The organism is Microbacterium sp. MYb66 (genome assembly GCF_002979435.1).
Taxonomy (GTDB): Bacteria; Actinomycetota; Actinomycetes; order Actinomycetales; family Microbacteriaceae; genus Microbacterium.
In genome coordinates, this window is the sequence record NZ_PCOV01000007.1 from 157792 (window position 1) to 183561 (window position 25770).

The following is a 25770-nucleotide window of genomic DNA, read 5'->3' on the forward strand; positions in this document are numbered from 1 at the left end:
CCGGATACGGTGGGAGGACCCCACCCGAGGAGACCCGTGTTCCGCACCCCCGACCGCCTGTTCCGAGTTCTCGCGATCGCGGAGGCGATCACCTGGACGATCCTGATCGCCGCGATCATCGCCCGCGCCGTCGGTGCGCCCGGGGTCGTGGTGACCGTGGGCGGTGGCATCCACGGCTTCGTCTTCCTGGCATACGCCGCGACGGCGATCCTGGTCGCGCTGAACCAGCGCTGGCACCTCGGGGTCGGAGCGCTCGCGGTCGCGAGCGCGGTGGTCCCGTACGCCACGATCCCGACCGAGATCTGGCTGCACCGCACCGGGCGGCTCGACGGCGCCTGGCGACTCGAGGTGAGCGACGATCCCCGCGATCGCCGCTGGTACGACCGGCTCATGCGCTGGTTCCTGCGGCGCCCGTGGGTGCTCGCGGCTCTGCTCGCGGTCGGCATCGTCGCGCTCTACGTCATCCTGCTGCTGGTCGGCCCTCCCGGCGGCAAGTGAATCCGCGCGGGGTCTGAGCCCCCGAGGTCTGAGTCCCCAGGGCTTCGAGCTCGCAGAAGTCAGGGTGTGACGACGATCGCGTTCGCCTCGTTGACGGCATCCATCGTCGCTTCCGGATCAGCGCCGGTGCAGTCGACGATCACGTAGAGGCCGACACCGGTGCGGGTGAACGCCCGTGCGGCCATGATCCAGGAGCGGTCTCCGTCCTCCCCGGCGACCCAGCGGTTCTCGACGCCCCCGGTGCCGCCGACGAGGTAGCTGAACTCTCCGGTGTTCGCGAGCGGGGTGATCTCGGCGGTCGGGGTCTGCAGCAGCACGCCGAGGATGGCATCGGAGGAGGCGCTGTCGTCGTCGGCCACGACCGGCACGTCCGAGATGAGTCCCTGCCAGAACTGCGCGGTGCAGGTCCCGTCGACGGTGCCGTAGGTCCACCCGCCGTTCCCGTCGTCCGGCGAGATCGTCTCCCACGTGTCGTCGGTGAGGAGGCCGTCGCCCCACTCGATGTAGGCGGTGCTCGGCAGGTCGAGCCCTTCGGCGAAGGTCAGCGTCGATCCGGCGAGCTCGTCGACCGGCGCATCCGTGGACTCGGGCTCGGTCGTCGCGCTCTCCGACGGCCCGGCGGCAGGGATCTGGGAGTACAGGCATCCGGCCAGCGGCAGCACCGCGACGGCCACCACCGCCGCGGCGGTGAGACGGAGCAGGGGGCGAGGGACGGACGTGGTGGGCGTCATGCCGGTCAGCTTAGCCGTGGCTCGGTGCAAGGGAGAGGGGATCAGTGCGCGGTCGCGACGCCGATCGCATCGTGCACGATGACCGCGGCGACGCGCGCGCCGGCACCCGCGGCGACGATCAGCTGCTGAGGTCCGGGCGCGGCGGCGTCGCCGGCCGCGTAGAGCCCGCGGAAGTCGGTGCGGCCCGAGCGGTCGGTGATCAGGTGGCCTGCCTCGTCGAGCGTCGGCGCGATGCCGTCGAGGAACGACAGCGTGCTCTCCCACTCCGGGCGGACGAACCCGCCGTCGAGCTCGACCAGGGTTCCGTCGGCGAGACGGATGGCCTCGAGGCGGCCGCGGTCGCCCACGAGCTCGACGATCGGATGCCGCTGCACGGCGATCCCGGCAGCGGCGAGCTCGGCCTCCTCCGTCGCGGTCACGACGTCGGCGCCGTGGGTGAAGACGGTGAGACTCTCGGTCCAGCGGCCGATGAGGCGTGCTCGATCGGCGAGGTCGGACGTCTCGCCGATGAGGGCGAGGCGGCGGCCCTGCAGCTCCCACGCGTCGCAGGCGGCGCAGCTGAACAGGCTCATGCCGTAGTAGCCGCGCAGGTTCGGCACTGCGGGGAGCGTCTCGCGCAGTCCGTTCGCCAGCAGCACCGCTCCGGCCGTCACCGTCTCCTCCGAGTCCCGCCGCCCGATCTCCGCGGCGAAGCCGGTCGCGGTCGCACGCAGCGCGGTGACCCGCATCCGGGTGCGCACCTCGACGTTCGGATAGGTCGTCAGCTCCTCCCTGGCCAGGCGCCGAAGCTCCTGGGGAGGGACGCCGTCGCGCGTGAGGAATCCGTGCGAGCGCAGCGTCGCCGCGTTGCGCGGCCGGTCGGCGTCGATCACGAGCACCCGTGCGAGCGAGCGGCCGAGGTTGAGTGCCGCCGAGAGGCCGGCGGGTCCTCCGCCGATGATGAGCACGTCGTGATCGGCGCTCCCGGTCAGGCGTGTCGCCGGTGTCGTCATCCGCGTCGTCCTTCCGAGAAGGGCGGTTCATCGCGCGGCGTCTGCCGAGGCGACACCGCCGGGCGACCCGGTAAGGCTCGCCTTACTCCCATCCTGCCATCGTTCGCCCGGGCGAGAGCCGTGTCGCGCGCGATGCCGTCCGCGACACGGGCGGATCCTGCTCAGCCGCGTCGCACCGGCTGCTGCAGCTCGGTGACCCAGTCGGACTGGTCCTCCGAGACCGCGCGCACATAGAGCTCCCGGCAGGGGCCGTCGTGCACCAGGCCGCGGGCGAAGATCTCCCCGTGGATCGCCTGCCAGCTCTCGGCGATGTGCTCCATCGAGCCGAGGTGGATGCCGCACACCGCCTCCTCCGCTGCGGGGAGCTCGATGATCTCGAACCCGTCTGCCGCCGGCCCGGTGTAGGCGTAGCCGACGATGACCTGCAGTCCGTCGTCGAGCGTCTCGTACTCGGCGATCGGGGTGGCCAGGGAGTGGGTGTCGCCGATGATCTCCGCGACGGCGTCGAAGGCGGGGCCGACGACGCCGGCGACTGCGGGCTGATCGGCGACGACCCTGCGGACGGCTGCGAGGCGGACGGCGGGAAGGGGCTTCTCGATGATCTCGATGTCGGACATGTGCTTCTCTTTCTCGATGAGGTGGAGGCGCCGTTCCACGTCGACGAGTCTCGCGGCGGCGACCCGGTGCTCGAGCTCGACCTCGGCGCGGCGGATCCGCAGCAGCGCGGCGATGCGATCCGCGTCGACCCCGCTTTCGAGGATCGCCGAGATGTCATCGAGTCCGAAGCCCAGCTGGCGCAGGGCGACGATCCGATGCAGTCTCTCCAGCTGGGAGGGGTCGTACGAGCGGTAGCCGCTGAACTCGTTCACGTGCGCGGGCACGAGCAGCCCGGCGGTGTCCCAGTGCCGCAGCATGCGGTGGGTCACCTGACCGATCTGCGCGAACGCTCCGATGGACAACATGTCTCAGTTCTCCCGCCTGCCACAGTGTCAGAGTCAAGTATCGCGGAGGGGCGGGTGCGCTTCGGGTGCGGCGGGGGTGTGCGGCGGACGGGGAATCGCATCGCGTCGTGCGACGTTCCGAGATATTGCTTTTCCGTGCTGATCTGGGGCTTTGAATGTCGGTGGTCACTGATTCACTGAAGGCATGGCAGCACTGGCGGATGCGACGATCGAGCAGATCGATGCGCTCTCTGCGCTCACGGACATGCTCGTCGAGGTCGAGCGAACGATCAGCCGTCTGCAGGCTGCGCGCGACGGCATCCTGGCGGTCGGATCGCGGCTCGCGCTCGAGGTCGCCGAGCAGGCGGAGCATCCCGACCACGGGGAGATGTCGGCGCGCACCGTGGCCGCAGAGTTCGCCACGGCGCTGCGCGTGAGTGATCGGACGGTGCAGCGCCGCATGGCGGATGCGGCCTGGGTCGTGGAGCGCTTCCCGCTGGTGTGGGAAGCGCAGGGCTCCGGTCTCATCAGCGCCGCGCACGCCCGCGCCGTCTGTGAAGCGGGCGAACACCTCGACGATGCCGCGATCCGCGATGCCTATGCGACGCAGATGATCGTCTTCGCCGAGACGGAAGCCCCGGCGCGGGTCGGCCGGATGGCGCGGCGGGTGGCCGAGCGGTTCCCGTCGCGGCCGATCACCGAGCGCCACCGCGACGCACGGGAGAAGAGATCCGTGTGGATGAGAGACCTCGGTGACGGGATGACGCAGCTCGGGCTGCTCGGTCCGTCGGCGCTCGTCCACGGCGTCTTCGAGCGACTGACGCAGATGTCCACGGCTGTGCAGGAGTCGGATTCCCGGGAGCTCGCCTCTCCTGAGCTCGCATCGCGGGAGCCGGACCCGCGCACCATCGCGCACCTCCGCGCCGACCTCGCCCTCGATCTGCTCCTCACGGGCGCTCCGGCCGGACACGACGTGCCGGGTGGGCTCCTCGGAGCCATTCGTGGCTCGGTGTCGGTCACCGTTCCCGTCACCACGCTGATGGGGCTCGACGCGACCGCGGCCGAGCTGAACGGCCGCACCCCGATCGACCCGGCCACCGCCCGCGGGTTCGCCGACGCGGCATCCGGCTGGGATCGCATCCTCACTCACCCGATCAGCGGAGCGCTCCTCGCCGTCGACCGCTATCGCCCGGGGTCGGAGCTGAAACGGCATCTGAGGGCCAGGGACCAACGCTGCCGATTCCCCGCCTGCGGGTACGCGTCCACCGACTGCGACATCGACCATCATCACGATGCCGCGCTCGGGGGCCCCACGACTGAATCGAATCTCGGTCATCTGTGTCGACGCCATCACATGCTCAAGCACCACTCGCCGTGGGCGGTCGAGCCCCTGGGTGGCGGCGCCTATGTCTGGACGAGCCCGACGGGCAGGGTCTACATCGACCGACCGCAGCCTCAGAACACCGTCACGTTCGTCGAAGACTGTGCGCCCGCACCCTTCTGAGCCGGAGTCCGCGAAGGAGCGCCGGGAGCACCGGGGTGCAGATCCGCAAAGTTGAGCCACCTCCTATCAAGTTCATTTGACAGGTCCGAGGGGGCGGAGTACAGTTGAGCCATAGCGACTCAGGTTTCTCTGGTCGCCGCAGATTTCCCCACCAGAACGAAACTTCCAACAAAGGAGAGAACACATGGCACGTGCTGTCGGTATCGACCTCGGAACCACCAACTCCGTCGTCAGCGTCCTCGAGGGCGGCGAGCCCAAGGTCATCGCCAACGCCGAGGGCTTCCGCACGACCCCTTCGGTCGTGGCCTTCACCAAAGACGGGGAGGTGCTCGTCGGTGAGACCGCGAAGCGCCAGGCCGTCACCAACGTCGACCGGACGATCGCTTCCGTCAAGCGCCACATGGGCACCGACTGGACCTTCGACGTCGACGGCAAGAAGTGGACGCCGCAGGAGATCTCCGCGCGCATCCTCATGAAGCTCAAGCGCGACGCCGAGTCGTACCTGGGCGACACCGTGACCGACGCGGTCATCACCGTCCCCGCGTACTTCAACGACGCCGAGCGTCAGGCCACCAAGGAGGCTGGCGAGATCGCGGGCCTCAACGTCCTGCGCATCATCAACGAGCCGACCGCGGCCGCTCTGGCCTACGGCCTCGACAAGGGCAAGGAAGACGAGCTCATCCTGGTCTTCGACCTGGGTGGCGGAACGTTCGACGTCTCGCTCCTCGAGGTGGGCAAGGACGACGACTTCTCCACGATCCAGGTGCGTGCGACCGCCGGTGACAACCGTCTCGGTGGAGACGACTGGGACCAGCGTCTCGTCGACTACCTGATCAAGCAGTTCAAGGAGACCACGGGCGTCGACGTCTCGGGTGACAAGATCGCCCTGCAGCGTCTCAAGGAGGCCGCGGAGCAGGCCAAGAAGGAGCTCTCCTCCTCGACCTCGACCAGCATCAACCTGCCGTACCTGTCGCTGACCGAGTCCGGACCGGTGTCGCTGTCCGAGACCATCACCCGCGCGAAGTTCGAGGACCTGACGAAGGACCTGCTCGACCGCACCAAGAAGCCGTTCGAGGACGTCATCCGCGAAGCCGGCATCAAGGTGTCCGAGATCGACCACATCGTGCTCGTCGGTGGATCGACGCGTATGCCCGCGGTCGCCGAGCTCGTCAAGCGCGAGACCGGCAAGGACGCGAACAAGGGCGTCAACCCGGATGAGGTCGTCGCCGTCGGCGCGGCCCTCCAGGCCGGTGTCCTCAAGGGCGAGCGCAAGGACGTCCTCCTCATCGACGTCACCCCCCTGAGCCTCGGTATCGAGACCAAGGGCGGCATGATGACCAAGCTCATCGAGCGCAACACGGCCATCCCGACCAAGCGCAGCGAGACCTTCACCACGGCAGACGACAACCAGCCGTCCGTCGCGATCCAGGTCTTCCAGGGCGAGCGTGACTTCACGCGCGACAACAAGCCGCTCGGCACGTTCGAGCTGACGGGTATCGCCCCGGCCCCTCGCGGCATCCCGCAGATCGAGGTCACCTTCGACATCGACGCCAACGGCATCGTGCACGTGTCCGCCAAGGACAAGGGCACCGGCACCGAGAAGTCGATCGTCATCTCCGGCGGTTCTTCGCTGTCGAAGGAAGACATCGAGCGCATGGTGCGCGAGGCCGAGGAGCACGCGGCTGAGGACAAGGCGCGCCGTGAGGCCGCCGAGGTCCGCAACCAGGCCGAGACGCTCGCGTACTCGATCGACAAGCTGATCACCGAGAACGACGACAAGCTGCCCGAAGACGTGAAGACCGAGGTCAAGGCCGACGTCGACGCGCTCAAGACGGCGCTGGCAGGCGAAGACGACGAGGCCGTGAAGACCGCGTTCGAGAAGCTGAACCAGTCGCAGGGCAAGCTCGGCGAGGCCATCTACGCGCAGTCCCAGGCGGATGCCGCTCCCGGCGCCGCACCCGAGGGCGACGCTCCGGCCGGTGATTCCTCCTCCTCCGAGGAAGATGTCATCGACGCCGAGGTCGTCGACGACGAGGACGAGAAGAAGTAATCATGACGGACAAGAACTTCGACGACAACGCCGGAGTTCCGGAAGAGGGGTCGGACGTGAACGCGTCCGGCCCCCAGCCGGATTTCGGCAACCCGGATTCCACTGAGGCGGCAGCCGCCGAGGGGTCGGACGAGACCCCGGTCGACGGCGCGCCCGACGACCTGACGGTCGACGACATCCTCGGAGCCACGCAGACCGGCGAGGCCGCGGCGGAAGACGCCGTGCTCGCCGACCTCGAGTCCACGCTGCTGAACGACCTCAAGCGCCTTCAGGCCGAGTACGCCAACTACCGTCGCCGCACGGAAGAGCAGCGCCAGGTCGAGATCGAGCGGGCGAAGGGCGAGGCCGCCAAGGGTCTGGTCCCCGTGCTCGATGACCTCGACCGCGCCGCTCAGCACGGCGACCTCGTCGACGGCACGCCGTTCGCCGTGATCGCCGACAAGGTGCGCACGGTGGTGGAGCGCCTCGGAGTGGTCGCGTACGGCGAGAAGGGCGAGGAGTTCGACCCGCAGCGCCACGAGGCCATCTTCCAGCAGCCCACCCCGGGCGCGGAGAAGACCACGATCCTCGAGGTCGTCGAGGTGGGTTACCGCCTCGGCGATGTCGAGCTGCGTCCCGCGAAGGTCGTCGTCGCTGTCCCTGCGGAGTAGGTGATCGATGGCCAGCCAGGATTGGTTCGACAAGGACTTCTACAAGACCCTCGGGGTCTCCAAGGACGTCAGCGATGCGGATCTGAAGAAGACGTATCGCAAGCTCGCGCGGAAGTACCACCCGGACTCCAATCAGGGTGATGCGAAAGCAGAGGCCAAGTTCAAGGAGATCAGCGAGGCCTATTCGGTGCTCTCCGATGCCGAACAGCGCAAGGAATACGACGAGATCCGCGCCATGGGCTCGGGCGCTCGCTTCACAGCGAGCGGTGCCGGGGCCGGCGGTTTCGAAGACGTGTTCAGTCGGTTCGGTCAGCAGGGTCGCGGACAGTCCGCCGACTTCGAGGACATCTTCGCGATGTTCAACCAGGGGCAGGGTGCGAGCTTCGGCAACGGCCGGTTCGGACAGCCGAGCGGCGGCTATCGCGGCTACGGCGGTCCGCAGCGCGGCGCCGACGTCACAGCCCGCACCACGCTCGACTTCGTCACTGCTGTGCAGGGAGAGACCATCTCCCTGCAGGGCGAAGACGGCAAGCCGTTCAAGGTGAAGATCCCTGCGGGTGTCGCCGACGGGCAGAAGATCCGTCTGCGGGGCCGGGGCCGCCCCTCGCCGGACGGCGGGGAGAACGGTGACATCGTGGTGCAGATCGCGGTGCGGCCGCACCCGGTCTTCACCCGTGACGGTCTCAATCTGCGCGTCGTGGTCCCGGTGACGTTCACCGAGGCGACACTCGGCGCGACGATCGAGGTCCCGACGCTCGGCGGCGACGTGGTCAAGCTCCGCGTCGCGCCCGGCACCCCCTCCGGGCGGGTGCTGCGCGTCAAGGGACGCGGTGTCGCGACCTCGAAGGGGACGGGCGACCTGCTCGCCGAACTCCAGGTCGCGGTGCCGACGCACCTCGACGAGGCCGCACGCGCGGCGCTGCAGAAGTTCCAGGAGCTCGAGCCCGAGGAGAACCCGCGGGCCGAGCTGATGGCGAAGGCACGGCGATGACCAGTCGTCGAAGCGGGCACCGGGGGCGGAGGCGTTGATGATGAACGCCGACACCCCGGTGTTCGCGATCGCCGCGGCCGCCGAACTCTCCGGTCTCCACCCGCAGACCCTCCGTCAGTACGACCGCATGGGTCTCGTCGTCCCCGGACGCACCTCCGGCGGCTCCCGCCGCTATTCGCCCCGCAACATCGAGCAGCTGCGCGAGGTCGCCCAGCTCTCCTCCGAAGGCGTGAGCCTTCCCGCGATCGCGCGTCTGCTCGATCTCGAAGACGACAACCGGATGCTGCGCAATCGCATCGCCGTGCTCGAAAGTGCCTTGCGCGCCGAGCGGGAGAACCGTCCGGGCGTGCGGGTGTTCGCCGCCGGATCCGCCGGTGTCGTCCCGATGCCGACCGGCCGCCGCCTGCGCCGCTCGACCGAGGTCGTGCTCTGGGATCCGCGCGGGAGCGCCTGACCGCACAGTCGCGCCCGCCACATTCTCTCCGGCCTTCGCGCCGGCCGAATCGCCCGCCCCGTCCCGCTCTCGCGAGGCGGGGCTTTTCATGCGTCGAGTTGACTTCTGAAATCGATTCCAGTTAACTGTCGATCGTTAACGGTACACGAAGGGGTGACGCAGTGGTCACGATGAGGCCCACCCGAGCGCCGGCGCTCGGAGACCAGCTGGCAGCGGTGCTGCGCGATCAGATCGTGCGGCGACAGCTGCAACCGGGCACGCACCTGGTCGAGGATTCGGTCGCCGCGGAGTACGACGTCAGTCGAGGACCGGTTCGCGATGCGCTGCGTCTGCTCGAGTCCCAGGGACTCGTCGAATCGCGGCGACGCGGCTTCTTCGTGGTCGGGCTCAGTGAGAGCGACATCGACGATCTCTACGAGCTGCGCGAGTCCATCGAGCTCGTGGCCGTGACGCGCGCGATCGCCCAGGCGACCTCCGATCAGCTCCGGCTCGGCCGCGAGATCGTCGAGGAGATGGTGGCCTGCGCCGACCGCTCGGCCGCCGCGGACTTCGCCGACGCCGACATGCGCTTCCACGCGCTCCTCTACCGAGTCGGCGGCAACCGTCGCCTGATCGACGTGTGGGAGGCGTACGAGCCCGTCTTCGCCAGTCTCATGCAGCTCACGGTCGAGGAGGACGTCGACCTGCACCCCTCCGCCCACGACCACGGGCGGCTGCTCGACCTCATCGAGGAGGGGGATGTGGAGAAGGTGCGCGCCGAGCTCCGCGAGCACCTCGATGGCGCACGCGGACGCATGAGCCATGCTGTCCAGGCCCTCATCGGACCCGAGACCGCATCCGCGAAAGACCTCGCCTCATGAGCATCCTCGAGGCGCGGGACTCCAGAGCCGTCGAGGCGGACCCCGTGCAGGAAGCCCCCCACGCGCGTCGGCGCTTCGTCGGCGTCGCGCAGTCGAAGACGTTGCTCCTCCTCGCGATCCCCGCCCTGCTGTTCTACGGATTCGCGGTCATCGTGCCGTCCATCCGCGGCGCCGTGCTCGCATTCACCAACTGGGACGGCCTGTCGCAGAGCTACGACTTCGTCGGCTTCGCGAACTTCGTCCGCATCTTCACGAGTGACAGCTCGCTCGAGGCGCTCAAGATGACGCTCATCTTCGCGTTCGCGGTCACGGTGCTGCAGAACGGCATCGGCCTGCTTCTCGCGCTCGGGGTCAATTCGGGGCTGAAGTCCCGCAACTTCCTGCGTGTGCTGTTCTTCGCTCCGGTCGTCATCACGCCGGTCGTGGTGGCCTATCTCTGGAAGTTCATGCTGACGCCGGACGGCGCGGTCAACAGCGTCCTCGACGGTCTCGGGCTCGGCGGCGTCGCTCCCAGCTGGCTCGGCGACCCCTTCTGGGCGGCGTTCTCCATCGTGATGATGGTGGTCTGGCAGCACGCGGGCTATTCGATGGTGATCTACCTGGCCGGACTCCAGTCCATCCCGCAGGAGCTGAACGAGGCGGCGGCCGTCGACGGGGCAGGCGCGTGGCGCCGCTTCCGGTCGGTGACCTGGCCCCTGCTCGCACCCGCCACGGCGATCAACGTGATGCTCACGATCATCGGCGGACTGAAGATGTTCACCGAGGTGTTCGTCCTCACCGCCGGCGGACCCGGCGGCTCGACCGAGACCCTCTCGACGCTGCTGTACAAGTCGGCGTTCCAGTTCAACGAGTTCGGCTACGGCATCGCCCTCGCCCTCGTGCTCGCCGCGGTGGTCGCGATCTTCTCCGTCGGCCAGCAGCGTCTGTCCCGGAAGGGGAATGACTGATGTTCCGCTACACGAAGGGCGTCTTCGCGCGCGAGATCGTGATGATCGCCATCGCGCTGATCTTCGTGTTCCCGGTGTACATCCTGGTGAACATGTCGCTGCGGTCGGCGAACGACTCCTCGTCGCCGCTCGTCCCGGCCGCGCAGCCCACGCTCGACAACTTCGTCGAGGCCTGGAATCAGGCGGGCCTCGGGACCGCGCTGCTCAACAGCACGATCGTCACCGTGACCAGCGTGGCGCTCATCGTCGCGATCTCGTCGATGGCGGCGTACCCGCTGGCGCGGGTGATGTCCGGGCTGTCGACGACCCTGTTCTGGATCGTGCTCGCCGGGATGATGATCCCGTTCCAGGTCGCGCTCATCCCGCTCTACCAGACCATGCGCGACCTCGGTCTGCTGGGTTCGCTCGCCTCGCTGATCCTGTTCTACACGGGCAGCCAGGTGCCGTTCTCGATCTTCCTGTACACAGGCTTCCTGCGCACGCTGGATCGCGACTATGAGGAGGCGGCGGCGATCGACGGTGCCGGCACGTTCCGCACATTCCTCAGCATCGTCTTCCCGCTGCTGCGCCCCATCACCGGCACCGTGGTGATCCTGAACGCCATCACGGTGTGGAACGACTTCCTCGTGCCGCTGCTCTACCTGAGCGGCACCCCGCAGCAGACCGTCACCGTCGCTCTGTACGCGTTCGTCGGGCAGTTCGTCTCGAACTGGCCGGTCGTGTTCGCCGGTCTCGTGATCAGCGTGGTCCCCGTGCTCCTCGTGTACTTCCTCATGCAGAAGCAGATCATCCAGGGCTTCGCCGGGGGTCTGAAGGGATGAGCGCGCTCGAACCCTACGCGTTGCGCGCCGACGGTCAGGACGCTCCGCAGGGCATCGTCGCCGCCCCCGTGTTCTCATGGCGCCTGCGCTCCGGCAGAAGGGGTGCGCGGCAGACCGCCTACCGCATCGTCGTCGCCGCGCGCCTGCCGGGCGGCGGCAGTGCTCGGGCCTGGGACTCCGGCCGCGTCGAGTCGTCCGAGACGACCGGCATCCGCTACGGAGGGGCGCCGCTCGCGTCGTCCCGGGACTACGACTGGACGCTCACCGTCGAAGACGAGGCCGGCGGGGTCGTCGAGCGCACCGCCGTGTTCGCGACCGGGATCGTCCACTCCGACGAATGGGCGGCGGCGTGGATCGGCCGCAACCCGGTGTTCCGGCATGTGGCGCTGCCGCCGCAGGACACCGACATCAGCTTCACCGTGAACAAGCTGCAGCCCGTGCGACGGTTCGTCCGTCACTTCGACATCGATGCCGTGCCGGCGGTGGCGAAGGTGCACGCCTCTGCGCAGGGCGTCTACCGCTTGTACGTCAACGGTCGGCGGGTGGGCACAGACGAGCTGGCTCCGGGCTGGACCGAGTACCGCGACCGGATCACGTACCAGTCCTGGGACGTCACCGAGCACCTGCGTCCCGGGCGGAACAGCATCGCCGCCCTCCTCGGGGACGGATGGTACGTGGGCTTCATCGGCACCGATCGTCGACACCAGGCGCAGCACTACGGCAAGGAGCCCGCCCTCCTCGTGCAGCTCACGATGGATGCCGCCGACGGCGGTCGATCGGTCCTCGGCACCGATGAGTCGTGGCGGGAGACGGCGAGCGACATCCTCTACGCGGACCTGCTGATGGGGCAGTACGAGGATTCCCGTCGCGCCCAGCCCGACTGGCACCTGCCCGAGACGGACCTCACCGACTGGTCGTCGGCCGTCGTCGTCGGGACCGACGTCGATCGGCTCACCGCCGAGGTGGACCCGGGCGTGCGGGCGACCCTGACGCTGCCGGCGGTCTCCGTCGAGGCGGTCGGGGAGGGACGGCACATCGTCGACTTCGGGCAGAACCTCGTCGGCCGCGTGCGGCTGACCGTGCGGGGGCAGGCAGCCGGCACCCGGATCCAGATCAACCACGCCGAGGTGCTCGACCACGGCGAGCTGTACACCGCCAACCTGCGAACCGCCGAACCTCTCGACGTGTTCTGGACCGATGGCGAGTCTTCCCAGGTCTTCGAGCCGCGGTTCACCCTGCACGGGTTCCGGTTCGCCGAGATCGATGGCCTGGCAGGCTCGCTGGACGCCGGCGACGTCGAGGCCGTCGTGCTGCACAACGACGTCGAGTTCCTCGGCGACTTCTCGTCGTCGGACGCGCCGCTCGATCGTCTCTTCCAGAACATCTGCTGGGGCCTTCGGGGCAACTTCGTCTCCATCCCGACGGATTGCCCGCAGCGCGACGAGCGCCTCGGCTGGCTCGCCGATGCCCAGGTGTTCGCTCCGACAGCCCTCGCCATCGCCGACGTCGCGCCGCTCCTGCGGCGATGGATGCGCGACGTGCGCAGCGCACAGAACGACGACGGGGCGTTCCCCGACATCGCTCCCCACCTCATCCACCTCCGTGAGGGAGCTCCGGCATGGGGAGACGGCGGCGTGACCATCCCGTGGCACATCCATCGCGCGACCGGCGACCTGTCCGTTCTCCAGGAGGCGGCCGACTCCATGGTCGCCTGGGTGCGGCACGTCGAACGACACAACCCCTCCCTCATCTGGCGCGCACAGGTCGGCAACGACTACGGCGACTGGCTGCAGATCGGTGAGGAGACGCGCAAGGACGTGCTGTCCACCGCCTACTTCGCACACAGCGCCGACCTCACCGCGCGCACCCTCCGACTCGTCGGCAGGGAGGCGGATGCAGACGGCATCGAGGAGCTGCGGGACCGGATCGCCGCGACCTTCGCATCGGCCTTCGTCGCTCCCGACGGCACCGTCGCCGGCGACACGCAGGGAGGGTATCTGCTGGCGCTCTCGTTCGGGCTGTACCGCGACATCGCCGAGCGGGACCGGATCGCGGAGAAGCTGGTCGAGTCCGTCCTGCGCCGCGACGTCTCCTTGACGACGGGCTTCGTCACCGTCGGTCTGCTCTGTCCCGTGTTGGCGGAGATCGGACGGGACGACCTCGCGTTCCGACTGCTCCACAACGACCGCTACCCGTCGTGGCTGTTCTCGGTGCGCAACGGGGCCACGACGATCTGGGAGCGCTGGGACGGCTGGACGCCGGAACACGGATTCCAGTCGGCACGCATGAACAGCTTCAACCACTACTCCCTGGGCTCGGTCGGGCAGTGGTTCCTCTCCGGGATCCTCGGCATCACTCAGCAGAGCGGATCCGCAGGCTACCGCGACCTCCGGCTCGCACCTCGGTTCGACCCGTTCCTGACCCACGCGCAGGGGTCGCTCGAGACTCCCCGGGGGCGGGTCGAGAGCTCCTGGCGACGCGACGGCGATGAGATCGCCTGGACCGTCACCGTTCCCCCCGGCACCCCGGCCATCGCCGATCTGCCCTGCCGCACGGCATCCGAGATCACGGAAGGAGGCGAGAACACGACGCACTCGCAAGGCGTCACCCTGATGGACCACGGCCAAGGGAGCATCCGCTTGCGGCTGGAATCCGGAACCTTCAACTTCCGTCTTCCGGCCGGATGACCCCTGAAACCTCGCTTACACCTGTTCCGGGGGCTCTCGCCCCCTTCCTGCATTGGAGTTTATCCACCATGAATCTGCGTAACATCGCCATCGTCGCCGGTGTCGCCGTCGCGGCAGTGAGCCTCGCGGCGTGCTCGCCGTCGGAACCGGCATCGTCGCCGGACGAGGCCACCGATGCGCTCACCATCGCGACCACCTCGAACAACCAGGGACCGATGGAGGCCGTGGTCGAGGCGTACAAGGACAAGACCGGCCTCGATGTCAACCTGACGGTCGCCGACACCTCCCAGTTCCAGACCACCGTCCGCACGCAGCTCTCCAGCGGCACCGCGCCCGACGTCTTCACCGTGTGGGCGGGTGGCGGCAACCCGGGTGCGATCGATGTCCTTCAGGGGGCCGGATACCTCGCCGACCTCTCGGACCGGCCCTGGGTCGACACGGTCGACGAGGGGACCGCCGAGACGCTGCAGATCGACGGGAAGACCTATGGCCTGCCGTCGAAGCTCGACGCCGTGGGCGCCATCTACAACACGGGCACCCTCGACGAACTCGGTCTCGAGGTGCCGACGACCTACAGCGAGCTGCTCGACTACTGCGCCGACGTGAAGGACGCCGGCAAGGTCGCGTTCGCCCTCGGCATCCAGACCGATTGGGTCACCCAGCTCATCCCCTACGCGCTCGTGGCCTCGACCGTCTACGGCGACGACCCGGACTTCGATGCCGAGCTGACCGACGGATCCGCGACCTTCGCGGAGTCGGGCTGGGGCGACGCCTTCGACAAGTACCTGGAGATGAGTGACGCCGGGTGCTTCAACGACGACCCGCTCGGAACCGACGTGACGGCCTCCTATGCGCTCGTGAACTCGGGCGCCGCGGTGGGCGTCGTGCAGGTGCTGGCGTCGTATCCGCAGATCGCCTCGACCGCGCCGGAGGGAACCGAGTTCGGCTTCTTCGCCCTGCCCGGAGACGACTCCGGCACGACGTCGATCCCGCGCGGCATCGGTGTGAGCTTCGCCGTCAACGAGTCGGCCAAGAACAAGGTCAACGCCCTGGAATTCGTCGACTGGCTGGCGACTCCCGAGGCGACCGCCATCTGGTTCGCGGCCGCCCCCGGCATCCCCGCCCTCAGCGACGCCGAGGTCGAGCTCGATCCCGTGATGCAGTCCGCCGCCGACATCATCGCCGCAGGTGACACGGCGCCCATGCCCGATCAGGGCTGGCCGAACGCCAAGGCCCAGTCGGCGCTGTTCATCGGCACCCAGCAGCTGTTCTCGGACCAGGCGAGCGTCGACGACGTGCTGCGCGCCATGGATGAGGCCTTCGCCGGCTGACCCCTCCGTCGGATGCAGGCGGCGAACGCCTGCATCCGACGCCCGTCCTCCTCCACGCCTCGCTCGAAAGAACTCCATCGCCATGCGCTCGCACGACATCATCACCGCAGTACCCCTCTCCTTCGACTCGGCCGGAGGACTGGACCTCGACGGCTCGCGCCGGATCCTCGAATACGTCGCGGCATCCGGTGTGCAGGGCGCGCTCGTCCTGGGGACGACCGGAGAGTTCCCCGCGCTGTCGATCGAGGAGCGCAATGCCGTCGCCCGGCTGTCGGTGGAGATCCTGGCCGGAGTGCGCGTGATCGTGCACGTGGGAGCGGCGAGCAGGTTCGAGGTGTCGCAGCTCATCCGCGGGGCGCGCGATGCCGGGGCGACGGAGATCGCCGTCCTCACCCCCTACTACCTTCCGGCGACCCCCGACGAGGTCTACGACTTCTTCCGCGAGGTCGCGTCGGAGGCCGCCGGGCTCGATGTCTACGTCTACATGTTCGAAGCCCGCACCGGCATCCCCGTCGATGCGGATCTCCTCGTCCGTCTCGCAGAGCTGCCCGGGGTCGTCGGGGTGAAGGTGAGCGGGGAATCGCTCGACCTGATCTCGTCCTTCCGGGAGCGTCTGCCCGAGAGCTTCCGGATCTACACCGGAGCGGACGGCGATTTCGCGCGCGCCGGAAGCGCGGGGGCGGATGGAGTGATCTCCGGTGTCGCGTCCGCATTCGCGGTGCCCTTCGTCGCCATGCGGGATGCTCTTCTCGCGGAGGACGCCTCTCGGATCTCGACGCTGCAGACCGACATCGACGAAGTCGTCGAGGCCGTGGACGGATCCCCCGCGCGCATGCGTGCTGTCCACCGCCTCGCCGGGCGTCCGGTCGGGGGCAGGCGCATGCCCATCCCCGAGCCGGATGCCGAGGTGCTCGCGCGTCTCGAACGCGCCGTGCCGCGTTTCCACTGAAACAGCGGCGTCCGATGACGGGCGTCGCACGACAAAGGAGTTGCAATGCTGCCCTCACACGTCACGCCTCGCAGACGAACACTCGCTGCGGGTGCGCTGCTGACCGCCGCGATGCTGGTCGCCGGTCTCGCGGGACCCGCCCACGCCGATGAGGAGTCGGCTCCGATTCGGGTCGTCGACGGACTGATCGACACGACAGATCTGATCTCGCTCGGGCTGCCGCAGGCCGACACCGCCGAGACCGTCACCATCTTCGAACCCGGAGACGAGGATGACAAGTTCAATCACGGAACCGTGCTGCTGCCGTTCCGCGGACGGCTGTACGCCCAGTGGCAGAGCTCGGCGCTGGACGAGGACGCCCCGGAGACCGTCGTGAAATACAGCGTCAGCGACGACGGGGAGACCTGGTCCGAACCTGCCGCGCTCACCGCGCCGCGCACGGACGGCTACACGTCCAACGGCGGATGGTGGACAGACGGCGAGACGCTGGTCGCCTACCTCAACGTGTGGCCGGCCGCCCTGCAGCCCCGCGGCGGATACACCGAGTACATCACCAGCACCGACGGGGAGAACTGGTCGGCTCCGCAGCGGGTCACCGACGAGAACGGCGAGCCCGTCGACGGCATCATCGAGCAGGACGTCAAGGCACTGCCCAGCGGCCGCGTGCTCACCGCGTTCCATGTGCAGCCCGGCCTGCAGGTGAAGCCGTACTACACCGACGATCCCCTCGGCGTGAGCGGATGGACGCAGGGGGAGTTCGACAATCAGCCCTATCTGGCCGACGAGATGTCGCGCGAGCTCGAGCCGAGCTGGCACGTCAGGCAGGACGGCTCGATCGTGATGACCTTCCGCGATCAGGGCGGCAGCTCGATGTTCAAGCTCGCATCCGTGAGCGAGGACGACGGTGCCACCTGGTCGGATTCCGTCGTCACGAACGTGCCGGATTCCCGGACGAAGCAGAGCGCCGGAAACCTGCCGGACGGCACCGCCTACCTCGTCGGCAGCCTGACCGGGACGAAGACGCGCTACCCCCTGGTCATCGTCCTGAGCGCCGACGGTGAGACGTTCGACGACGGCTACGTCCTGCGCGACGCCGACGATCTGCAGCCGCGCCGCTACGAAGGCAAGTCCAAGAACCTCGGGTACAGCTACCAGAAGAGCGTCCTCTGGGACGGTTACCTCTACGTCTCCTACGGGACGAACAAGGAGGACGTCGAGCTCACCCGTGTTCCCGTCCAGGATCTCGCTCAGAGGGACGTCCCCGGTGCGGTGGCCCAGCCGACAGCATCCGGCGCCGGCCGGACGCTGCAGGTGACCTGGAGCGCGCCCGCCGATGCGGGTGACGCGGCCGTCACGGGCTACGTGGTGGAAGGGGTGGCGAAGTCGGGACGGACGATCCGTGTCGAGGTGGCCGCCGGAGCGACGAGTGCCACCTTCACCGATGTGCACCCCGGACGGTACCGGGTGACGGTGACCGCGGTGAACGGATTCGGCGCGGGCGAGCGGTCCGCGCCCTCCGAGTGGACCAATGTCGACGGGAGTCGAGGCTGACACCAGCCCGACCTGACTTCGGATGCCGTGGGGGAGACCCCGCGGCATCCGTCGTTTCGGGGGCGGGGGTGCGGCGACGTGCTCCGGTGCTCCCGCGGAGCGAAAGCCCTAGCATTCTGAAATCGATTTCGCTAGATTCGGCCTTTCATCCTGCCGCTCGACGAGGAGCACCATGTCCGTCACCGCCGTCCGCCGCGCTCGCCGTCTCCGCTCCGCCGCCGTCGGGGCATCCGCCGCTCTGGGCCTCGTCCTCGCCGGCTGCGGGGGAGGGGGTGGCGTGAGCGTGGACCCCGACCCCGACAAGCCGTTCGTGCTGGAGGGGGTCTCGGGCCTGACCGAGATCGCCCAGCTCACCGGGCCGGCGGCCATCAACGACACCGAGTCCGTCGGCGTGGCCGGAACCGACCTGGGCTCGATGACCACGGTCGGCGACAAGACGTTCTTCTTCTTCGGTGACACGTTCGGCGAGCGAGCGCCCGGTTCGACAGGCGGTCAGGGCGGCCAGTGGCGCTCGAACGTCGCCGCCTGGAGCACGGACGACGACCCGACCGACGGCATCCTGTTCGACGGCTGGGTGGCCGACGGCATCGGTCTCGCGGCGCCGCTGATCGAGGGCGATCACGACGAGAACGACGGTACGGGCGAGGTCACCAAGATCCCCACCGCCGGCTTCGCGATCGGCGACACGATCTACGTGTCGTACATGTCGGTGAGCTTCTGGGGAGAGCCCGGGGCCTGGGATGCCAACAGATCCGCCCTCATCGTCTCGCGCGACGACGGGCAGAGCTGGGCGCCGGTGGAGGGCGTGGAATGGCCGGGGGACTCGAACTTCATCCAGTTCGCCGCCGCGCCCGTCGCCGAGGGCGGAAAGGACTGGATCTATCTGTGGGCGATCCCCTCTGGCCGCTTCGGCGAGGTCGAGCTGATGCGCGTCCCCGCGACGGAGGAGGCCGTCGAGGACCAGAGCGCCTACTCGTACTTCGCCGGCCTCGACGGCGATCGCCCTCTCTGGAGTGCGGACATGGCGGACGCGGCGACGGTCGTCGAAGGCACCGTCGGCGAGCTCTCGGTGATGTGGTCGACGTACCTCGAGCGCTGGATCATGACGTATTCGGATGCGGGGAACGCGTACATCCGCGAGGGCATCACGCCGTGGGGGCCGTGGGGGGAGCCGATCGAGATGGTCGACGGCGCGGAGCATCCAGGTCTCTACGGGCCCTATCTGAACCCGCGATACGTGTCGGACGACGGACGTCGGATCCATTTCACGCTCTCACTCTGGGACCCCTACAACGTGTTCTGGTTCGCGGTGGACCTCGACCGTGCCGACGGCTGAGACGCCGATTCGACTATTGCGCCTGAAATCGATTTCGCCTACTCTGACGCATACCCGATCAAAGCGGATCGACGTGCGCTGGTCGGTACCCATCGGCAGGAGCCGAGGCACAGCACGACTCGAAGATGAGTGAGTCCTGAGGAGGACCAATGCGGAAGACACGCAGTCGCATGTGGAAGGTCGCAGCATCCGTCGCGGTGGCGGGCATCGCTCTGAGCGGATGTTCCGGGGGCGGGGGAGGCGGCGGTACGGGCAGCGAAGGCGAGCCGGACAGCGGTGAGCTGAACTTCGTCTACATGGGCGACGCCGACCAGCAGAAGGCGTTCAACGCCCTGTTCGCCGAGTTCAACAAGGAGTATCCCGACATCAAGCTCAAGGCCGTCGGCATCCCGAGCGGCAACTGGGCCACGTTCTCGACCACGGTCGCCACGCGTCTCGCGGGTGGCCAGAAGATCGACATCATCCAGGTCGCGACGGAGGGGCAGCGGCTGTTCGCCTCGAAGGGGATCCTCGCCGACCTCGGGCCCTACATCGAGCAGGACAAGGACGTCGTCGACGGCTACTGGGACGACATCAGTCCCAACCTCCAGAAGTTCAACGAGGAGTTCGCCTCGGGCCCCGACGGCGAGACCGTGTTCATCCCGGGCGGGTTCAACACCATGGCGATGTACCTCAACAAGGAGGTCTTCGACAAGGCCGGAGTGCCCATCCCCGAGGACGGCAACTGGACGTGGGACGAGTTCGTCGCCGCGGGCACGCAGATCAAGGAGAAGACCGGCGCCTACATGGTCGGCGCCGGATCGGGCTACTTCGTCGACGTGATGCCGTGGCTCACCACCAACGGCGCCAGCACCTTCAACGAGGACTGGACCGAGCCCACGTACAACTCGGCCGAGGCCGTCGAGTCGGCGGAGTTCGCCCGGAGTCTCGTCGAGTTGGGCCTCGCGCCCAAGCCCGGCGGACAGTTCGACGGAAACACCGCGTTCAAGCAGGGCAAGCTCGCGATCCTCAGCGGCGGACGCTGGCCCGTGCTCGGCGTGCGTGAGCTCGACATGGTCGACAAGACCGTGGTCGTGAACTGGCCCACCCAGACCGGCAACGGCTCGCCCGTCGGCTGGGATGCCTGGAACATCGCCAAGAACAGCGACAACAAGCAGGCCGCATGGACCTTCATCAAGTTCCTGATGTCGGAGGAGGCCGGCAGCTACTTCGCCGAGATCGGCGGGACCATCGTGCCCGCCCGGGAATCGGTGGCGAACTCGCCCGCCTTCACGGACAACGCCCCGGAGGGGACGATCCGCCTGAGCGAGGCGATGTCGTTCGCGACGCCCATCCCGTCGATCGACCAGGGCGCTGAAGCCCAGAAGGTCATCGAGGAGGCCTGGGGCACCATCATCGCCGGGCAGGGGGAAGCGCAGAAGACCCTCGACGCCGCGCAGGCCGAGTTGGAGAAGCTGGTCGGTGAGTAGTCTCGTCGCCCCCTCGGTGCGGCGCCCTGGAGCTGAGCTCCAGCGGCGTCGCGCCGCGACCGCGGGCTGGATGTTCGTCAGCCCCGCGCTGCTGCTGTTCCTGGTCTTCGTCGCCGGTCCGTTCGTGTTCGCGATCGTCCTGGCGTTCCTGAAATGGGACATGCTCACCCCGCCGGAGTTCGTCGGGCTCGACAACTTCGCGACACTGTTCTCCGACCCGATCCTGCCGCAGGTGCTGCTGAACACGTTCGTGTTCGCATTCGCATCGATCGTCACGCACCTGGTCTTCGGCCTGCTGCTCGCGCTGGCCGTGAACCGCGTGGCCAGCCGGGTCCTCGGCTACTTCGCCCGGGTGGCGATCTTCTTCCCGTTCCTCATCTCCTGGGCCGCGGTCGCACTGCTGTGGAAGTACGTGCTCGATCCCACCTTCGGATACGTGGCGCAGTACGCCGCGGGGTTCGGCATCGAACTGCCCAACTTCTTCGCCGACCCCGCCTGGGCGATGCCGGCCATCATCTTCATCGACCTCTGGCACACGGTCGGGTTCACGTTCATCATCATGCTGGCCGGACTCCAGACGGTCCCCAGCGAACTCGTCGAGGCCGCGCGCACCGACGGTGCGACCTCGTGGCAGGTCTTCTGGAACGTCACGCTCCCGCTGATGTCGCCCACCCTCTTCTTCGCGACCATCATCACCTTCATCGGCGCGTTCCAGATCTTCGACCCCATCCAGATCATCACGAAGGGCGGGCCGCAGAACTCCACGACGACGATCATCATGTACCTCTACGAGAAGGGCTTCCAGGCCTTCGACATGGGCTACGCCGCCGCCGTCGCGCTGCTGGTGTTCCTCATCATCATGGGGGTCACCGTCCTGCAGTTCGTCGGCCGCCGGAAGTGGGTGCACGAATCATGACTCTCCTCCCGCCCGCCGTCGACCCGGTGCAGACCGACGTGCTGACGCGCGTCGAGCGGAGCCGCCTGCGGCACCGTCACAAGCCCACCGTCGGCGGAGTCATCGTCGACGTCGTCCTCGTCGTCTTCGGCATCCTCATGCTGTCGCCGCTCCTCTGGCTCATCGTGCAGAGCCTGACCGAGGCCGAGTTCGCCTTCGCGGCCCCGCCCCGCTGGCTCCCCCTCCCGTTCACGTTCGAGAACTTCGCCGACGTGTTCGAGTACATGCCGTTCTTCCAGCAGTTCGGCAACTCGCTCGCCCTCGCCCTGATCTCGACGGCCGGAGCGCTGTTCTTCTCGGTGCTCGCCGCCTACGCGTTCGCCCGGATCGACTTCCGGGGCAGCCGCGTGCTGCTGGTCGTGATGCTCTCGGCGCTCATGGTCCCCGGGCAGCTGGTGATCATCCCGATCTTCATCATGATGCGCCAGCTCGGCCTCGTCGACACGCTCGCGTCGCTGTGGCTGCCCGCGCTCATCAACGTGTTCCAGATCTTCTTCCTCTCGCAGTACTTCAAGACGATCCCGCGCGAACTCGACGAGGCAGCGCGACTCGACGGGGCCGGGCACCTGTGGATCCTGTTCCGGATGCTCATCCCGCTCTCGGCACCCGCAGTCGCCGCTCTCGCGATCCTCGGGTTCGAGGCCTCCTGGAACGGATACTTCGGCCCGCTCATCTTCCTCTCGAGCCCGGAGAACATGACGCTCCCGCTGGGACTGGTCACGCTGCAGAACGGGTTCGGCGCCGCGCCGGCCGTGATCGTGTTCGCCGCCATCACGATGGTCGTGGTGCCGCTGCTCGCGGTGTTCCTCGCGTTCCAGCGACAGATCGTCGAGAGCGTCGCGTCGACGGGACTCAAGGGATGACCGGGGTGATCGCGCCCCCGCGCGCGACGATCGATCCCGTCCTGCTGCGACTGCCCGCCGCAGCCTGGCGCGCGCTCGCGCCTCTCGCCGTGACCGGCACGGCAGCGCTGGCGGCCTGGGCCTTCGCGACCGCAGGGTTCGGCCCCGGATCGCCCCTGGTGCCGGTGCTCGTCGCGGTGTGCTGCGCGTTCCCGGCCGCCTGGGCGATCGGCTCCCTGCACGACCGGCTCTTCGACCGCCCGCCCGTCCGCTACGGACGACGACTGCTCCTGACACTCCTCGGTGCGGGGATTCCGGCGATCGCGTTCGCCTGGTCCTTCCTCACGGCCGTCGTCGCCGAAGCCGCGACGGTGCCGCTGTTCCCGGTACTGGCGCTCGCCGCCGCAATCGTCGCCGTGCTCTGCGCGGTGGTCGCGGTGGTCGCGGTGCCGATCGGCGCGATGCGGGCCGACGTGAGTCTGCGCACCCTGGTGACGGTGTCGGCGGTCGCGGCCCTGCGTCGTCCCCTCGGCCCGCTCGCCGCCCTGGCCGCCTCGGCGGCCCTCGCCTGGCTCGGGCTGACCTGGTTCGGCGGCCTGCTGCTGCTGGTCGCACCCCTGCTCATCGTGCTCTCCGCGGCCGCGGCCTGGCCCGTCGCCACCGCGACCGGAGTGGCCCTGCCGCCGCTCGCCCCCGCCCGCCGACCCGCCAGAGGAGAATCATGACGGACATCCTGTCGACGTCCCGCCCGCACACCGAGGCCCCGGCTCTCGCGATGCCCGTCGGCGGCATCGGCACCGGCGGGTTCGCGGTGAACGCCGACGGCTCGCTGCGGCAGTGGCAGCTGCAGGGGATGCCGAACCATTTGGGGGCCCTCCCCGGCACCGGGTTCTGGATGCGCGTCACCCAGGTGGAGCCGCCCCTCAACGTGATCTCGATGGTGCAGGGAGCGCCGGTGCCCGACCCGAAGGCGTCGCTCACCACCGACGCCCACATGCCGGAATGGATGACCGCGGCCGCCGAGACGTTCGGCACGTTCGAGTCCGCATCCTTCCGCGGCACGTATCCGATCGCCGAGGTGGAGTTGACCGACTCGCGTCATCCGGTGGCCGTGCGGATGCGGGTGCTGAATCCCCTCGCGCCGCGCGATGTCGAGTTCAGCTCGATCCCCACGGGCATGTTCGAGTTCACGCTCACCAACACCGGACCGATCGCGGTCCACGGCACGCTGGCAGGATCCTTGCTCAACGCGATCGGATGGGACGGCATCACCCCGATCGCCGAGAGCACCCCCGGGCTCGGCGGCAACGTCAACCGGCTCCGGCGCGGCAAGGGGTGGTCGCGGATCGTGATGGACAACCCGTCCTTGGACGAGAGCGATCAGCTGGCCGGTCAACTCGTGCTCGCGGCCGACGACGAGAGCGCGGCCGTGCTCACGCGGTGCAGCGGCCTGGAGCACCTCGACGCCTTCCTCCGCTCCCGCGCCGCCAACGACGGACGCGCCCGACTCGCGCTCGCACCCACCGTGGGCGACCCGCAGCTCAACGCGCCGCGGAGCGGGTCGGGGGCGAGCGCCCCCGGGCGGTCCTGGCTCGGAGTGGTCGGAGTCCCGTTCGCGCTGGAACCCGGAGCCTCCCGCACGATCCGCTTCTCGATCTCCTGGCACCTGCCGAACCGGTTCGTCGACATCGAACAGTTCGGTCGGCCGCATCCGGAATGGGGTTCGTCGCGGTTCTTCCTCGGCAACGCCTACGGGCTGCGCTTCCTCGACGCGATGGATGTGCAGGCCACGGTCGAGCGGCGCTGGGAGGAGCTCAGCGAACGGACCCGCCGGTGGACCTCGACCCTCGTCGACTCGAGCCTGGACCCGCGAGAGGCCGAGCACCTCGCGGCTCAGGCCGCCTACGTGCGGAGTCCGACGTGCTTCATCGGCGCCGACGGCCGGTTCTACGGGTACGAGGGGTCTCTCGGCGACTCGACCTGGATGTGGTCCGGAGTCTTCGGGGGCTCGTGTCCGCTGAACTGCACGCACGTGTGGCAGTACGAGGCCGCGCTCGCCGGACTCTGGCCCCGCCTCGAGCGGAACATGCGCGACACCGAGTTCGACGTCATGCAGGCGGAGAACGGGGCGATCCCGCACCGCCTGCGCGTGCCGACCTACCTCCCGCAGATGACCGACGAGTTCATCGGGGGACCGGAGGAGCCGGCACTCGACGGGATGCTCGCGACGATCCTCAAGTCGCTCCGCGATGTGCAGCGCGGGGCGGGCCAGGAGTGGCTGGAGCATCGGTGGCCGCGCCTCGTCCGGCTCCACGACCACATCGTCGAGCGGTGGGATGCCGATGGCGACGGCATGCTGCGCGGCATCCAGCCGAGCACGCACGACATCGACCTGGCGGGGGCGAACCCGTTCATGGGCACGCTCTGGCTCGCCGCACTGCGGGCCTATGAGGAGCTGGCCCTGCTGGTCGGTGACGGCGACGCCGCGACCGGGGCGCGGGCGCGCTTCGAGTCCGGATCGCGACTCTACGACGAGCGGCTCTTCGACGGCACCCACTACATCCAGGAGCTCGACGAGGGCGACCCGGAGGACTTCCAGTGGCGCACCGGGGTGCTCTCGGATCAGGTCATCGGGCAGTGGTGGGCGCACCAGCTCGGGCTCGGCGCGATCCTGCCGCCCGACCATGTGCGCAGCGCCCTGCGGCACGTCGTCGCCTCGAACCTGCGCCACGGGTTCGCGGACTTCGTGCACCCGTACCGGGTCTACGCCGACACGGCGGACGACGTCGGGCTCCTCATGTGCACCTGGCCCGAGGGCGGGCGTCCCGACGTGCCGACCCGCTACGCCGACGAGGTGTGGACGGGGATCGAGTGGCAGGTCGCGGCGCACTGCGTCTTCGAGGGGCTGGATGCCGAGGGGCAGGCCGTGCTGGACGGTCTGTGGGATCGGCACGACGGCCGTCGACGCAATCCCTACAACGAGATCGAGTGCGGAGACCACTACGCGCGGGCCATGGCGGGGTGGACGCTGCTGCAGGCGAGGTCGGGCGTGCGGGTCGACGAGGCCGCCGGAGAGCTGCACGTCGGCGCCGACGGACGGTGGCCCTGGATCAGCTCCGCCGGATACGGGACCGTGACGGTCGGGGAGCACGTCGAGATCGATGTCGTCGAGGGCGACTGCCCGTTCACGGTGGTGCGGGACCGCTGATGA

At 68.7% G+C, this 25770-nt stretch carries 22 protein-coding genes; 19 read left to right on the top strand and 3 right to left on the bottom strand.

The features are described from left to right. Nucleotides 1–36: 36 nt before the first annotated feature. Nucleotides 37–498, top strand: coding sequence for a DUF3817 domain-containing protein (locus tag CQ045_RS14545; RefSeq protein WP_105724935.1), 462 nt, complete (start codon nt 37–39; stop codon nt 496–498). A 59-nt stretch (nt 499–557) separates the two neighbouring features. Here CQ045_RS14545 and CQ045_RS14550 read toward each other — a convergent pair whose 3' ends face one another. The 3 genes from CQ045_RS14550 to CQ045_RS14560 all read right to left on the bottom strand — a co-directional run bounded on the left by CQ045_RS14550 (nt 558) and on the right by CQ045_RS14560 (nt 3183). Beyond that, a complete protein-coding gene (locus CQ045_RS14550; RefSeq protein WP_105724937.1) occupies nt 558–1229 on the bottom strand; it encodes a hypothetical protein in 672 nt (223 codons plus the stop codon). A 41-nt stretch (nt 1230–1270) separates the two neighbouring features. Next, nucleotides 1271–2221 (bottom strand): NAD(P)/FAD-dependent oxidoreductase, encoded by a 951-nt coding sequence (locus tag CQ045_RS14555; RefSeq protein ID WP_105724939.1) that lies wholly within the window; start codon nt 2219–2221, stop codon nt 1271–1273. A gap of 161 nt (nt 2222–2382) precedes the next feature. Next, on the bottom strand, nt 2383–3183 hold the full coding sequence (locus CQ045_RS14560) for a MerR family transcriptional regulator (protein WP_105724940.1): 801 nt from the start codon (nt 3181–3183) through the stop codon (nt 2383–2385). Between the two features lie 184 nt (nt 3184–3367). On the opposite strand from CQ045_RS14560, the gene CQ045_RS14565 reads away from it, so the two are divergent. The 18 genes from CQ045_RS14565 to CQ045_RS14650 all read left to right on the top strand — a co-directional run bounded on the left by CQ045_RS14565 (nt 3368) and on the right by CQ045_RS14650 (nt 25767). Continuing rightward, nucleotides 3368–4666 carry an HNH endonuclease signature motif containing protein gene (locus tag CQ045_RS14565; protein WP_105724942.1) on the top strand — a complete coding sequence of 433 codons (1299 nt, stop codon included), beginning with the start codon at nt 3368–3370 and terminating at the stop codon, nt 4664–4666. A 184-nt stretch (nt 4667–4850) separates the two neighbouring features. Then, nucleotides 4851–6716 carry a molecular chaperone DnaK gene (dnaK, locus tag CQ045_RS14570; RefSeq protein ID WP_105724944.1) on the top strand — a complete coding sequence of 622 codons (1866 nt, stop codon included), beginning with the start codon at nt 4851–4853 and terminating at the stop codon, nt 6714–6716. Between the two features lie 2 nt (nt 6717–6718). After that, a complete protein-coding gene (locus tag CQ045_RS14575; protein WP_105724946.1) occupies nt 6719–7366 on the top strand; it encodes a nucleotide exchange factor GrpE in 648 nt (215 codons plus the stop codon). 7 nt (nt 7367–7373) lie between these two features. Further along, a complete protein-coding gene (locus CQ045_RS14580; protein ID WP_105724948.1) occupies nt 7374–8357 on the top strand; it encodes a DnaJ C-terminal domain-containing protein in 984 nt (327 codons plus the stop codon). 40 nt (nt 8358–8397) lie between these two features. After that, a complete protein-coding gene (locus CQ045_RS14585) occupies nt 8398–8811 on the top strand; it encodes a heat shock protein transcriptional repressor HspR (protein ID WP_181156587.1) in 414 nt (137 codons plus the stop codon). A gap of 170 nt (nt 8812–8981) precedes the next feature. After that, nucleotides 8982–9671, top strand: coding sequence for a GntR family transcriptional regulator (locus CQ045_RS14590; protein ID WP_105725026.1), 690 nt, complete (start codon nt 8982–8984; stop codon nt 9669–9671). After that, nucleotides 9668–10618, top strand: a complete 951-nt coding sequence (locus CQ045_RS14595) for a carbohydrate ABC transporter permease (protein ID WP_105724952.1) — start codon at nt 9668–9670, stop codon at nt 10616–10618. The genes CQ045_RS14590 and CQ045_RS14595 overlap by 4 nt, the downstream gene beginning before the upstream one ends. Then, on the top strand, nt 10618–11439 hold the full coding sequence (locus CQ045_RS14600) for a carbohydrate ABC transporter permease (protein ID WP_105724954.1): 822 nt from the start codon (nt 10618–10620) through the stop codon (nt 11437–11439). The genes CQ045_RS14595 and CQ045_RS14600 overlap by 1 nt, the downstream gene beginning before the upstream one ends. Then, nucleotides 11436–14126 carry an alpha-L-rhamnosidase gene (locus tag CQ045_RS14605; protein ID WP_105724956.1) on the top strand — a complete coding sequence of 897 codons (2691 nt, stop codon included), beginning with the start codon at nt 11436–11438 and terminating at the stop codon, nt 14124–14126. Before CQ045_RS14600 ends, CQ045_RS14605 begins: the two co-directional genes overlap by 4 nt. 68 nt (nt 14127–14194) lie before the next feature. Beyond that, complete coding sequence (locus tag CQ045_RS14610; protein ID WP_181156584.1) at nt 14195–15457, top strand: ABC transporter substrate-binding protein; 1263 nt, start codon at nt 14195–14197, stop codon at nt 15455–15457. An 82-nt stretch (nt 15458–15539) separates the two neighbouring features. After that, nucleotides 15540–16406 carry a dihydrodipicolinate synthase family protein gene (locus CQ045_RS14615; protein ID WP_181156585.1) on the top strand — a complete coding sequence of 289 codons (867 nt, stop codon included), beginning with the start codon at nt 15540–15542 and terminating at the stop codon, nt 16404–16406. 45 nt (nt 16407–16451) lie between these two features. Continuing rightward, nucleotides 16452–17957: an exo-alpha-sialidase gene (locus CQ045_RS14620; protein WP_105724962.1), complete on the top strand. Its 1506-nt coding sequence runs from the start codon at nt 16452–16454 to the stop codon at nt 17955–17957. Nucleotides 17958–18129: 172 nt separating this feature from the next. Further along, nucleotides 18130–19293 (top strand): DUF4185 domain-containing protein, encoded by a 1164-nt coding sequence (locus CQ045_RS14625; RefSeq protein WP_105724964.1) that lies wholly within the window; start codon nt 18130–18132, stop codon nt 19291–19293. 149 nt (nt 19294–19442) lie between these two features. Continuing rightward, entirely contained in the window at nt 19443–20762 is a 1320-nt protein-coding gene (locus tag CQ045_RS14630) for a sugar ABC transporter substrate-binding protein (protein WP_219844434.1), read from the top strand. Then, nucleotides 20755–21678 carry a carbohydrate ABC transporter permease gene (locus CQ045_RS14635; RefSeq protein WP_219844435.1) on the top strand — a complete coding sequence of 308 codons (924 nt, stop codon included), beginning with the start codon at nt 20755–20757 and terminating at the stop codon, nt 21676–21678. Before CQ045_RS14630 ends, CQ045_RS14635 begins: the two co-directional genes overlap by 8 nt. After that, nucleotides 21675–22580 carry a carbohydrate ABC transporter permease gene (locus CQ045_RS14640; RefSeq protein ID WP_105724968.1) on the top strand — a complete coding sequence of 302 codons (906 nt, stop codon included), beginning with the start codon at nt 21675–21677 and terminating at the stop codon, nt 22578–22580. The genes CQ045_RS14635 and CQ045_RS14640 overlap by 4 nt, the downstream gene beginning before the upstream one ends. Beyond that, complete coding sequence (locus tag CQ045_RS14645) at nt 22577–23284, top strand: hypothetical protein (protein WP_105724970.1); 708 nt, start codon at nt 22577–22579, stop codon at nt 23282–23284. The genes CQ045_RS14640 and CQ045_RS14645 overlap by 4 nt, the downstream gene beginning before the upstream one ends. After that, entirely contained in the window at nt 23281–25767 is a 2487-nt protein-coding gene (locus CQ045_RS14650) for a GH116 family glycosyl-hydrolase (RefSeq protein ID WP_105724972.1), read from the top strand. The genes CQ045_RS14645 and CQ045_RS14650 overlap by 4 nt, the downstream gene beginning before the upstream one ends. Nucleotides 25768–25770 lie beyond the last annotated feature (3 nt).